Genomic DNA, 12,702 nt, shown 5'->3' with positions numbered 1-12,702 from the left:
CGGTCGGCTACGGTGGTGGGCATGGGCACCGACACGGACACCGACTTGGGCAACAATCTCTCCTTCCTCTCCACTGACCTTGTCCCCGATTGGCTGGACGATATCGACGGCTCCCAGGCGCTGGCGTGGGCCCGCGCGCAGTCGGAGGCCACCGTCGCAGGCGTCGATTCGCTTGCCGACGACACCAGCGACCGCACCAACCTGGAACAACGCATCCTGGCTGCGCTCAACACCGATGCCCGGATCGCATACCCGGTGCGGCGCGGCGAGTACCTCTATAACTTCTGGCGGGATGCCGAGCATCCGCGGGGCCTGTGGCGGCGGACGTCGTTGCAGAGCTATCTGGCTGGCCAGGAAGATCCGCAGGCGACCGAGTGGGAAACTCTCATCGACCTCGATGCGCTGGCGAAAGCCGAGGGAGAAAACTGGGTCTGGAAGGGCACGGTGTGCCGCTATCCGGAGTATGACCGCGCGTTGATTCTGCTCTCTCGCGGCGGCGCCGATGCCACTGTGGTGCGGGAGTTTGACCTCGTCAACTGCATTTTTGTCGAGGATGAGTCGTTCTACCTCCCGGAGGCGAAGTCCGATGTCTGTTGGTTGGGTCGTGACGAAATTCTCGTTGGCAGTGACTTTGGTCCGGGGTCACTGACGGATTCGGGCTACCCGCGGCAGGTGCGTAGGTGGCGGCGCGGCACGCCGTCGTCAAGCGCGGATGTGGTTTTCTCGGGCCACAGTGATGATGTGGCCGTGGGCGGCTGGTTCGACGCGACGGAGGGTTTTGAGCGGCTGTTTGTCGAGCGTGCGCATGATTTTTATAATTCGCAGCGGTTCGTGGCAGCGGAGCGTCCGGGCAAGTTGGCGGCGCAGCAGAATGGGGACTTTTCCCTGCAGATCCTGGAGGTGCCGCAGGACTGTCGCACGAGTGTCCATCGGCAGTGGTTGGTGCTGATGCCCCGCACGGAGTTCAATGGCATTCCGGCTGGTGGCGTGGCCGTTGTGGAGCTCGATAAGTGGCTGGCGGGCTCGCGTGAGGTGGAGGTGATTTTCACCCCTGATGCGCACACCTCGTTCCAGCAGCTGGCGTGGACGAAGAACTTCCTGGTGTTGACGCTGTTGGAGGATGTCGCGACGAAGTTGGTCGTGTTGCGGGAGGGCTCGTGGGAGCCGGTGGAGGCTTTCGGCGAGTTACCGGCACAGGCCACTGTGAGCGTGATTGATACGGCCTCTGAACGCGACGATGAGATCTGGTTGGTGTCGACCTCGGCAACGCAGCCGGCAACCCTCTGGTACGGGCAAGTCGGCAACCCGCTCACGGAAGTGCGGCGTGCTCCGGCGCTCTTCGACAGTGAGGGGATGGAGACGCGGCAGCACTGGGCGACCTCGGCCGATGGCACGCGGATTCCGTATCGCATCACCGGCCGCTTCGACGCAGGCGCTAGTGCAGAGACAACCACAGCCACACCCACTCCGAACCCAGCCCCTACCCTCGTGCACGCCTACGGCGGTTTCGAGGTCTCACTGGTCCCGCAGTACTCGGCGATTCGTGGCCTGACCTGGCTCGAGCGAGGCGGGTACTTCGTGGAGGCCAACCTGCGTGGCGGTGGCGAATTCGGCCCGACCTGGCACTCCTCGGTGGTCAAGACTGAGCGGATGAGGGTCTATGAGGATCATCAGGCCGTACTGCGCGATTTGGTTGCACGTGGCTACTGCACGCGCGAGCAGCTGGGCGTGCGCGGTGGTTCCAACGGCGGGCTGCTGACCGCTGTCTGCCTAACCTCCTACCCGGAGTTAGTGGGAGCGGTGGTGTCCCAGGTGCCACTGGCGGACATGATGCGCTATCACAAGCTGTCCGCGGGAGCCTCCTGGATGGCCGAATATGGAAACCCGGACGACCCCACCGAGCGGGCTGCGATTGCGCAGTATTCGCCGGTCCAGCGCGTCGTCAAGCGAGAGCAGCGCGCCTACCCACCAGCGTTGATTACGACGTCTACCAGGGATGACCGTGTCCACCCGGCACATGCGAGGAGCCTGGCGTGGCTGCTGGAGGAAGCGGGACAGCCGGTGGATTATCACGAAAATACCGAAGGAGGCCACGCCGGTGCGGCGGATAATTCGCAGGTCGCGTTCGTCGAGGCACTCATATCTACGTGGCTGTGGAACAAGCTCAAGTAAGGTAACAGCCGTGAGTAGCGCTGATTTCACTAATCCTTATACCGGTATTGCGTTCAACCTGGGTTTCCGGGTGAACAAATACGAGCTGGACCTCGATTATCGGGTCGGGCCGAATCGTCTGAAGGCGACGGCGACTCTGCATATCGAAATCAATGCTTGGACCTCACACATCACGCTCGACTTTGCGGATGCGCTGGGGGTCGATTCGGTGGATGCGATTTCCGATTCGCAGGCACACTCAATCGATGTAAAGCGCTGGCGCCATTCGGGACGCAAGCTGCGCGTCACCTTTGACCGCGAGTTGGCTCCCGACGAGACGCTGCGGCTGATTGTGACTTACTCGGGCACGCCACGTCCGGTGCGCTCGAAGTGGGGCGAAATTGGCTGGGAGGAACTCGAAAACGGTGCACTCGTGGCATCGCAGCCGGTGGGCGCGGCGTCGTGGTACCCCTGCGATGACGATCCCGAGGTCAAGGCATTTTACGAGTTCACGATGGTCACCGACGCTCCCTACGAGGTCGTCGCACCAGGGCTTGCCGACGCTCCGGTGAACGTGGGCGGATCGCGCCGCCGCTGGCGGTTTGTCACCGAGGAGCCCATGGCCTCCTACTTGGCCACCATCAATGTCGGCCAGTTTAAGAAGGTCGAGCTGCCGTGCCAGACCTCGACCGTAGTGGCCTGGGTGCCCTCTGAGTTGGTGGCAAATGCCCGCCACGACTTCCGCGACCAGGGACGCATGCTCGATGAATTCGCCAAGCTCTTTGGCCCTTACCCCTTCCGTGCCTACCAGGTGGTCATTTGTGAAGACGACCTGGAGATCCCCATCGAGGCACAGGGTCTGTCCATCTTCGGAGCCAACCACGCCGACGGCAAGGACACGTGGAATCGACTGATTGCCCACGAGTTGTCGCACCAGTGGTTCGGCAACAGTGTCGGCATTTCGCAGTGGCGCGATATCTGGCTCAACGAGGGTTTTGCCTGCTATTCCGAGTGGGTGTGGTCCGAGGTCAGCGGCGGTGCCAGCGCGGATGTGCACGCCCGCAAGCACTACCTGGACCTGCTTGAAGATGATCAGGACATCGTCATCGCCAACCCAGGGCCCAAGCTGATGTTCGACGACCGTCTGTACAAGCGCGGCGCGCTGACTGTGCACGCTCTGCGTCTGCTGCTGGGCGACGAGGTGTTCTTCGACCTGGTGCACAAGTGGACCACCACCAACCGCCACAGTGTGGTCGATGCAGTGGACTTCCGCGCACTGGCCAACCGCGTATGCCGTGAGCGTGGCATCACCACCTCGCACCTGGATGTCATCTTTGACTCCTGGCTGTCACGCAGCTCCTTGCCGGACTTCCCCACCGACCCAACGCGTTCCCCTGCTGACCAGGGCATCGACGATAATGGTGCTCCAATCGTGGACGAGGAACTGGCTGCTCAGTTTGCAAAGCTCGGCTACTCGAAGGCCAAGGACTAGAGAGCTAGAGGCACGTCAATGTCCGGTTTCAAATGGTTGTCGCTGGCCACGATTGTCGCGGCGATAGGCAGCTTCGCGGTGCTGATTATCTCGGCCCGCGCACTTCCCAATGCGGTAAACCTGCAGTTCGTGGCGTTTTGGGGACTGTTCTTCGCGCTCACGGGTGTTCTCGGCGGGTTGATGCAGGAGACCACGCGCGCGATTGGTGCTGCGGAAGCGCGGAACCGGAAGCGGGAGCGGCCCCGTGAACAGACCCCAGAGCAGAAGCCGGAGCAGGAACAGGAGCAGACAGCTACCGAAACGGGTCAAACTCTCGGCGCTCGTCCCATCACGGTTTCGCTGGGCGTCGCCGCAGTTACTTTCATCACCATGGCAGTGACGGGTCCGCTGTGGGCCCCACTGGTCGTGCAGGATGACGCCGGCACTGCAATTCTGCTCATGGCCTCTGGCCTTGCTCTGTACTCGATGCAGGCCACCACCTCGGGTCTGCTCAGCGGCCGCCAGCTGTGGGGCCCCTACGCCGCCCTAATCATGATCGACATTCTCGTGCGCGTAGCACTGGCACTCGTCGCCTGGTACTTCGGCTGGGGTCTGCTGGCCTGGCTGATTATTACGGTGTTCGGGACAGTCAGTTGGCTTATTCTCGCGCTGTTTTCCTCGGCAACCCGCTCGGTCATGTTCGCGCGTGCCGACGTCCCGGTGCGCCGCTTCATCACTCTCATGGTCACGGCCATGGGCGCATCTGGCGCATCTGCTGTGCTGGTCACAGGTTTTCCGACAATCGTCAAGATTGCCGGCGAAGCGGTCACCACTGGCGCCGGGATAGCCGAGTCACTTACCCCGCCGCATGCCAACAACTTCACCGCAGCAGTGACCATTGCGGGAATCGCCTACGCCGTAACGCTGACCCGCGCTCCGCTGCTCATGCCCTTGGAGAAGTTCCAAAACGCCATCATTGTGAGCTTTGTCCGGCATCGCTCCGAGGGCGTGCTGGCAGCGCTGGCCAAGCCGTTGGGGGCGCTGGCTGCTTTCGGCACCTTCGGGGCGGGCCTGGCATGGCTCATCGGCCCGTGGATCATGACTCTCATCCTGGACGATAGCTATCACGTGTCCGGGCCGGTGCTCGCGGCGCTGACGCTCGGTGCGACGTTGACCGCCATGTTGATGATTACCGGCTCGGTCACCTTGGCAGTGGAGAAGCACCATATGTATCTGATCGGTTGGTTGGCTGCGACCACGATCGCCGTTGCCATTCTTTTCCTCCCTGGGCACCTGTCGGTACGCACGGTCGCCGCTATCGCCGTAGGCTCTGCAGTAGGTGTTGCCATTCACCTGCTTGCGCTGCGCACACTTTCCCCACGTGCTGCCAGGTCAGCCGTATCGGAGGCTTTTGCGGTGGAATAACACCACCCGCATCCGATGCCGTCCCAAAAAGCACCGTCCATATCTCCCTGCAACTCCCAAGGTTCGAGACTCACATGTCCACCATCACTGACCTCACGGTTCTCATGACCGTCTACCACCGCGTCGTCCCCGACCAGCTCGATACTGCGCTGCAGTCGCTGTGGAACCAGACGCGTCCGGCCGCGCACGTCATTGTGGTCATCGATGGCCCGATTGGGCAGGAACTCGACCGGGTCGTCGTCAAGCATGAGCAGGCGCATTCGGAGATGACCGTGCTGCGTTGTGCGGAAAATGGCGGCTCGGGAGTGGCTTCGCAGGCGGGTCTTCAGCTGGTGGAGACCCCATGGGTGGCGCGGCTGGATGCGGACGATATTGCGCGTGCGGACCGATTTGAAAAGCAGTGGGACACGCTGACCGCTGACCCGGAGTTGGATGTATTGGGCAGTGCAATGGCGGAGTTCGAGGGCACGCCGAACAATGTGGTGCGCGTGCGGACTCTGCCGCAGACGCACGCCGAAATTGCGCGTTATATCAAGATCAATTCGCCTGTAAATAACCCCTCCTCGATGCTGCGCACGGCGAAGGTGCGTGAGGTCGGCGGGTATCGCGACATCCGTCTGATGGAGGACTACGACCTCTGGGTGCGCCTCATGGCCGCTGGCGCGAAGTTTAAGAATCTGCCCGAGCCGCTGGTGTACTTCCGCGCCGACGGCATGTTCGAGCGGCGAACCTCGCGCGGCATCATCCGCGGTGAACGTCAGCTCCAGCGCACGCTGGTAGCTGAGGGGCTGATTTCCAGGCCGCGGGCGGTGTTTAACTTGGCGGTGCGGACACTTTTCCGACTTTTGCCAACTCAGCTCATGTCACGCGCGTATCGACGATTGTTTGTGCGGTAGGCTTCGGAGCGATGACTGACAACATGGATTTCTCGGACACCTGGCTGATTGTGCCGTGCTACAACGAGGGCCAGGTTATTCGTGAGGTTCTCGAGCACGCTCGCGAGACCTTCCCCAACATTGTCGCGGTCAACGACGGCTCTTCGGATAACTCCAGCCTGGAGATCCACAGGGCTGGCGCTCACCTGGTCAACCACCCTGTCAATTTGGGTCAAGGGGCGGCTATCCAGACCGGCGTGGAATACGCTCGCGCGCAGGCTGGCTCGAAGTACTTTGTCACCTTCGACGCCGATGGCCAGCACCAGGTCAAGGACGTAGTCGCCATGGTGCAGCGACTGCGCAGCGAACCAATCGACATCATTGTGGGGACCCGTTTCGGCCGCCCTCGCGCCGAAGATGACCAGGTGCCGCTGATTAAGCGAATTGTCCTCAAGACGGTGGTCATGTTGTCACCACGCACGCGCCGGCTCGGTCTTACCGACGCCCACAACGGCCTGCGCGCCTTCAACCGCACGGTGGCAGAGCAACTGAACCTGCGCATGAACGGTATGAGCCATGCCTCCGAATTTGTCGAGGTCATGGACAACAGAGGTTGGCGTACCGCTGAGCAGCCGGTGGATATCCTCTACACGGAATACTCCATGTCCAAAGGGCAATCCTTGTTCAACGGTGTCAATATCCTTGCCGACTCCCTGATTTCGAAGAGGCTGCCATGACCGCATCCATCGTTCAAATTATTTTGCTGCTGGCGATGGTGGGCCTGGTCGCTTACTTCGTCGCTAACCGTCGTAAAGCGCGCGCCAAGGCGGGCGTGAAACTGGGATTCGTCGTTTTCGTCATCGCGTGTCTGTGGGCAATCGTGCGTCCCGACGATCTGACCGTGGTGGCCAACTGGATTGGTGTGACCCGGGGCACCGATTTGCTGCTCTACGTACTGGTGTTGGCGTTCGTGTTTACCACGGTGTCGTCCTACATTCGCTTCCGCGAACAGGAGCTACGCTACGCACGACTGGCTCGTGCAGTGGCCTTGAAGACCGCTGTGCGTCCGGAAGAAGAAATTGTGATTTCGGGCAGCCAGAGCAGCAGCCAAAAAGACAGCGCGACAAACGTCGAGAACAACGCTCCGTCCGACTAGTCGGCACGCTAAGCGCATGTGAATCTGAGGCTGTGGTTCCATAGAAGCCATGAGCGAAGAAAATAAGGACAACATCGCCGCTGACCATAGCGGCGATTCGCAGCAGCCATCGGCCGATGAAGCACGTCAGGAGACACTGCAGGAACCCCAGCAGGCTTCTCAGCCGGTACCCACTGAGCAGGACTTGGAGTCCTGGTCTGCCGACAGTGATGGAAAAACCAAGTCGTGGTACTCGATTCCGAACGCCGCATGGGCGCTAGCTGTCGTCGCATTGATCGTTGTCGGCGCAGCGGGCTTCTTCGCTGGCTCGCGTTCGGCTAACTTCAACGGCGTGAGCACCGTCAACATGGCGGGCGTTGCACCAGGCAAGGGGGAAATTGCGCCTGTACCTGGCCCGAATGGCTCTTTCGACGCCAGCATCTACGGCCCAAAGGCGGGAGCGCAGCTAAAGTCCCCGGAGGATATGGACAATGTCCACCGCCGCAATGAAAATGATCCTTTTGCTCTCGGTGCAGTGGATGCGCCGGTCGTAATCTCAATCTACTCGGACTTCGAATGCCCGTTCTGCGCGAAGTTCGCAAACGAAACCGAGTCTGCCCTCGTGGAAAAGTACGTCAATGAGGGACTGGTCCGCCTGGAGTGGAACGATATGGCCATCAATGGTGAGAAGGCCATCAAGGACGCTGAGGCCGGCCGTGCCGCGGCAGCTCAGGGCAAGTTCTGGGAGTTCTCCCGTGCGCTGTTTAAGAAGGCCGGCGAAAAGGGCCAGGGCCACCCGGAGTTCACTGAAAAGGAACTGATTGCCGTCGCTCGTGAGGCCGGTGTGCCGGACATGAAGCGCTTTGAAAAGGAGCTTAAGGACGGCAAGTGGACCGAGGCGGTCGAGAATGCCACCCAGTTCGGTTCCATGCTGGGCATTTCCGGTACTCCGGGCTTCCTCGTTGGTACTCAGTTCGTCTCGGGCGCACAGCCTCTCGACGTGTTCGAGGACAATATCGAGCTGGCTCTCATCCACGCCAAGCGCGCGGAGGAAGCTGGCAAGTAACCTGGCTGACTCACGGCTAACCTACGCGGACGACTGCGCGAAGCCGCCCGCGTAAGCTGCGCTAGCCCTGATTCCGGAAGTACTCCACAGTACGAGCAACACCTTCCTGAATACTCATAGCTGGCTCCCAGCCGAGTACCTCACGCGCCCGCGTGGGATCCAACGCCGACCGCGCCACATCACCAGTGCGCGGCGGTGCAAACTCTGGATTATCCTCGGCATCCGCAGCCTGCGCCACCAACGAGTGCAGCTGCCGATCCGAGGTTTCTACGCCGGTGCCAATATTAAAGCGCATTCCACCACCGACCTCGCCGGATGCGCGGTAGAAAGCATCCACCACATCGTCGACATAGACATAGTCGCGGGTATTTCCTCCGTCACCGAATACCTTGGTTGGCTCTCCCGCCAGCAGTCGCTGGGCGAAAATAGCAACCACACCGGCCTCGCCGTGCGGATCCTGCCGCGGGCCGTACACATTCGCCGGCGCGATGTGCGAGCATTCGAGCCCGTAAAGATTGCGGAACATATTCAAGTACAGTTCGCCCGTTGCCTTTGAGGCGGCATAGGGGCTCATCGGATTGACCGGCACGTTTTCCGTCACCGGAAGCTCCTCCGGCGTGCCGTAGATGGAACCGCCCGAAGATGTAAACACAACCTTGCGGACACCGTGCTTTCGGGCCGCATCGGCAAGTTTGATTGTGCCAATGATGTTCAGCGTCGCATCTCGCACCGGGTCGGCCACGGAAATCCGAACATCAATCTGCGCTGCGAGGTGGAAAATAACCTCCGGGCCGCTTTGCTCGAGCAGCTCGTCCCAGTCCACCTCCAGCACATCGGCGGTTATGAACTCAAAGTCGTCGTTAAGCGATGCCTGCTGGAGGTTTTCCAGCTTTCCGTGGGAGAGATCGTCCAGCGCCGTGACCGCGTATCCTTCGGCCAGCAACCGGTCAACCAGCGTCGAACCGATAAATCCCGCACCGCCCGTCACCAGCGCGCGCGGTTTCGCGCTTGCCGACGATTCTGTCATCGCGGTGGCCGGTGATTCGTTCTTGTGCTTCTCCATAGGAAGAACTATAGGCGCTTAGTAAGGAAAACCGCTTATACGTGTGCCAACCTCACATTGACGGGGTTGATTAGTCTTCCGAGGAATGCGAGATTACTCAGCGCGCTGTGGCAGGTTGACAGTGGAATTGAAGAAAATAACCAAGCCCATCAAGATGGCGATGACCATACCGCCACCGAGCATGACCGGGTAGGTCATCCAGGAGATGGACTCGGAGAGCTTGGTCAGAATTGCCGGGAATGCGAAGCCGATGTAGGTCAGACAGTAGAAGATACCGGTCAGACCAGCCATATCGCGCGGGCCAGCGATGCGCTGTACCTCGTTGAGGCCGGTAAACATGGACAGACCGTAGCCGGCACCCAACACCAGCGCTGCAATGAACGCCGTCACTGCGGTGGGGTTGGTGGACATCCAGGCCGCCAAGCCCATACCGATAACCACAATGCCAATTGCGATTAGCGAACCGCGGGCGTTGTGCTCGGTCACAAAGCGGGGACCAATCTGCTGAATACCAAAACCGCAGAGCAGCGCAAACAGTGTGACCATCGCGGAGTAGAACACTGGCTGGGAGACGTGGTCCTGAAGCAGAGACGGAATGATTGCGTAGGCAACACCGGCTGCACCGAAGACCCACGGCGCTCCCATCGCGGCGACGAGCAGGAAGCGACGGTTAGTTACCGATGGGGTACGTAGAGACTCCCAGAGGGTCTCGCGCGGAGCATTACTGCCGCCCAGGTGCGGCGACTGGCGGGTCTCCGGCACGGCCAACAGACCGAAGATTGTCGGGATAGAAATCAGGATGTGGATGATATAAGCCAGCTGCCCCGGCAGCGGTGCGAACTGCGCCAGCGTGCCGGCAATTCCCGCACCCAGACCAAAGCCCAAGGTCAGCGCCATGGACTGACGCTTCGCACCCGAGGTTGACTTGGCCTTGGGGTCAAAGCGCGGATCAGAGAGCTCTTTTACCCACGAGCCGCCCACGGCCATGACAATGCCGACTGCCAAGCCAGAGATAAAGCGACCAGTGAGAATAAGCGGGGCGGTAGTCTCGCCCAACGCAATAAGAGTCGACCCCAGAATCGAGAGAACCGGCGCGGCGAGCATCACCGGCTTACGGCCGATACGGTCCGAGATTGGGCCGGAAATCAGCAGTGCCGGCGCGATACCGAGGGCGTAGACCAGCAATAGAAGGTCAATAAACACCGGCGCCAGGTCGGCATTTTCGCGGTACATCACCATCAGCGGCGTGAATTCGTTGCCACCCCACGCGACGGCGAAAACTGCAATTGCGGCAAGCAACCACAGCGGCGTGCCCTTATTGGATTTGGCCCTGCCGTGAGGTACCTCATTTTCATTGCCGTTAGTTCCTGCGTGAGAAGACATGTCGTTTACTTTACGACGGTCCCCAGCGCCTTACGCGCAATGGTGGAAATTGAGTTACGGGGCTAACCACAAAAGATGTGTCGGGGTGGTTTCGGCGCTTGGCGCTACCACCGCCCCAAAATGCCCCTGAAACCTGGGGCCCACACCCCCGTCTCGGGGTGACTTGTTGCCAACCTTGTTTCCCTGCCCCATCCGGGGGCAGTGCCCTTTTCGACACTACATCGTTATTGTTCCGTTACTTCTTCTGTATCTTGAGCCACTTTTGCCACACCATTCACACAACTTCTGAATATATAATTACAAATTAGTTCAATGTGGGGGTAGTCGAACAGCCATAAAACGCAGATTTCCCCTATTTAAGACAATCTCGCACATAGACGGCCGCCAGGTCGCGCAAATCGATCCAGAAACAACCCGTCGTTAAGTAGTGCCCAACCCACCCCCTTTGCACACCCCCGAATCCGCCTTTTTCAGGCATGCGTATAAATAAATCGGTCACAAACAAAGGAAATCTACCGCCATTCACCGACCCCCATTACCCCCGTTGTTCACTTTTTGTCACCGCTCGCTGAAGTTCAAACGCTGGTCGCTACCGGTCTGGCTGTGTAAGAATTCGACACCGTCAAACAATCTGTCCATTCCCCAAACGCTGGCTGAGAAAAACCTGGGGCGATTTCTGCGCGACCGCTGAGATCACCAAGGTCCTCGATGGCCGTGCGGACGGGTATGTAAAGAAAGTCTTGTTTTTTTATGACTACTTCGATCATCGCGAATGATCCCAAGCAGCGCCGTCAGGTGCTCACGGGAACTCTCGTGGGTACGACCATCGAGTTTTATGACTTCCTGATTTACGCTCAGGCCGCAGCTATCGTGCTTGCTCCGCACTTCATCGAGCCTGCTGCACAGTCGAATCCACAGGTGGCCCAGGTCCTCGCTTGGGCAACCCTGGGTATTTCCTTCCTCTTCCGCCCGCTTGGCGCGATCGTCGCTGGCCATATCGGTGACCGTTACGGCCGCAAGATGATTCTGGTCTTCACCCTCATCGGCATGGGTGCGGCTACTTTCTGCATCGGCCTGCTACCGACCTATGAATCAATCGGCATCGCCGCACCTATCCTGCTGGTTCTCCTCCGTGTTTTCCAGGGTATTTCCGCTGGCGGTGAATGGGGCGGTGCAGCCCTGATGTCCGTGGAGTACGCACCGAAGGAAAAGCGCGGTCTCTACGGCGCATTCCCGCAGGCCGGTGTTCCGCTGGGTCTGACCCTCGCGACCGGCACCATGCTGATTGTTATGGCAATCGTCGGCGAGGAAGCCTACATGGACTGGGGCTGGCGTGTGCCGTTCCTGCTGTCCTTCATCTTGGTTCTGATCGGTTACATGATTCGCCGTTCCGTTGACGAGTCCCCGGTCTTCCAGGCTATGCAGACTGAGTCTGCCGAGCGTTCCGCTCCGCTGCCGGAGCTCTTCCGCAACCACTGGGGCAAGGTCATCCAGGGTGCTCTGATCTTCGCTGCTCAGCAGGCTACCGGTTACCTCGTGATCGCATTCTTCGGCGCTTACGCACAGAAGACACTGGGCTACCCCGCAACCGTCGCATGGACCGGTACTCTCGTCGCTGGTATTTGCTGGACCATCTTCATGTTCATCGCCGGTGCTTGGTCCGACCGCATCGGCCGCGCTAAGACCTTCATCATCGGCTACGTCGTGATTATGATTTGGGAGGCCGTCATGTGGAGCATCCTGGACCAGGGTCCGTTCCTGTACATCATGACCGTCGCAGTTCTCACCCTGCCACTGGCCCTGACCTTCGGCCCGCAGCCAGCCATGTACTCCGAGATGTTCCCGGCTGAGGTCCGCTACTCGGGCGCTTCCATCGCTTACGCCATCGGCGCCGTCCTCGGTGGCGCATTCGCTCCGATGATTGCCCAGATGATCATGGACGCCACCGGCAACCCGTTCTACATCTCCGTCTACCTGATGGCCATGGCTATCCCGGCACTGATTGCCCTGTTCCTGCTGCCGAAGGGTCTCGAAGACCGAGACCTGATCGAGCACCCGGAAACTAACCTCGACGAAGTTAAGTCGCGCGTCTAGTTCCCACAGCTAAGGGATCTGCCCCACCGAGGGGCTGAT

10 protein-coding genes are annotated in these 12,702 nt (G+C 60.1%); 8 read left to right on the top strand and 2 right to left on the bottom strand.

Going from position 1 to position 12,702, the window contains the following annotated elements; genetic code table 11:
- Positions 1-21 precede the first annotated feature (21 nt).
- The 7 genes from EGX79_01520 (at position 22) to EGX79_01490 (ending at position 8,123) form a co-directional block, all read left to right on the top strand.
- Positions 22-2,172 (top strand): S9 family peptidase, encoded by a 2,151-nt coding sequence (locus EGX79_01520; protein ID AYX80978.1) that lies wholly within the window; start codon positions 22-24, stop codon positions 2,170-2,172.
- A 10-nt stretch (positions 2,173-2,182) separates the two neighbouring features.
- On the top strand, positions 2,183-3,643 hold the full coding sequence (locus EGX79_01515) for a M1 family peptidase (protein ID AYX80977.1): 1,461 nt from the start codon (positions 2,183-2,185) through the stop codon (positions 3,641-3,643).
- Between the two features lie 18 nt (positions 3,644-3,661).
- Positions 3,662-5,047 carry a hypothetical protein gene (locus EGX79_01510; GenBank protein ID AYX80976.1) on the top strand — a complete coding sequence of 462 codons (1,386 nt, stop codon included), beginning with the start codon at positions 3,662-3,664 and terminating at the stop codon, positions 5,045-5,047.
- A 74-nt stretch (positions 5,048-5,121) separates the two neighbouring features.
- The gene (locus EGX79_01505) at positions 5,122-5,943 is read left to right on the top strand and encodes a glycosyltransferase (GenBank protein AYX80975.1); all 822 of its coding nucleotides are present in this window, start codon (positions 5,122-5,124) and stop codon (positions 5,941-5,943) included.
- 23 nt (positions 5,944-5,966) lie between these two features.
- On the top strand, positions 5,967-6,659 hold the full coding sequence (locus EGX79_01500; protein ID AYX82671.1) for a glycosyltransferase family 2 protein: 693 nt from the start codon (positions 5,967-5,969) through the stop codon (positions 6,657-6,659).
- Positions 6,656-7,078, top strand: a complete 423-nt coding sequence (locus EGX79_01495) for a DUF2304 domain-containing protein (protein ID AYX80974.1) — start codon at positions 6,656-6,658, stop codon at positions 7,076-7,078. The genes EGX79_01500 and EGX79_01495 overlap by 4 nt, the downstream gene beginning before the upstream one ends.
- A gap of 49 nt (positions 7,079-7,127) precedes the next feature.
- Positions 7,128-8,123, top strand: a complete 996-nt coding sequence (locus tag EGX79_01490; protein ID AYX80973.1) for a disulfide bond formation protein DsbA — start codon at positions 7,128-7,130, stop codon at positions 8,121-8,123.
- Positions 8,124-8,184: 61 nt separating this feature from the next.
- Here EGX79_01490 and EGX79_01485 read toward each other — a convergent pair whose 3' ends face one another.
- A complete protein-coding gene (locus EGX79_01485; protein ID AYX80972.1) occupies positions 8,185-9,186 on the bottom strand; it encodes an NAD-dependent epimerase/dehydratase family protein in 1,002 nt (333 codons plus the stop codon).
- 93 nt (positions 9,187-9,279) lie between these two features.
- Positions 9,280-10,569 carry an MFS transporter gene (locus tag EGX79_01480; GenBank protein AYX80971.1) on the bottom strand — a complete coding sequence of 430 codons (1,290 nt, stop codon included), beginning with the start codon at positions 10,567-10,569 and terminating at the stop codon, positions 9,280-9,282.
- Positions 10,570-11,319: 750 nt separating this feature from the next.
- On the opposite strand from EGX79_01480, the gene EGX79_01475 reads away from it, so the two are divergent.
- Positions 11,320-12,663, top strand: a complete 1,344-nt coding sequence (locus tag EGX79_01475) for an MFS transporter (protein ID AYX80970.1) — start codon at positions 11,320-11,322, stop codon at positions 12,661-12,663.
- Positions 12,664-12,702: the final 39 nt, after the last annotated feature.

Origin of the sequence: Corynebacterium jeikeium, assembly GCA_003955985.1 — a bacterium.
GTDB classification, from domain to species: Bacteria; Actinomycetota; Actinomycetes; order Mycobacteriales; family Mycobacteriaceae; genus Corynebacterium; species Corynebacterium jeikeium_D.
Note: the sequence above shows the minus strand (reverse complement) of the source record. Positions and strands in the feature narration are given on the sequence as shown.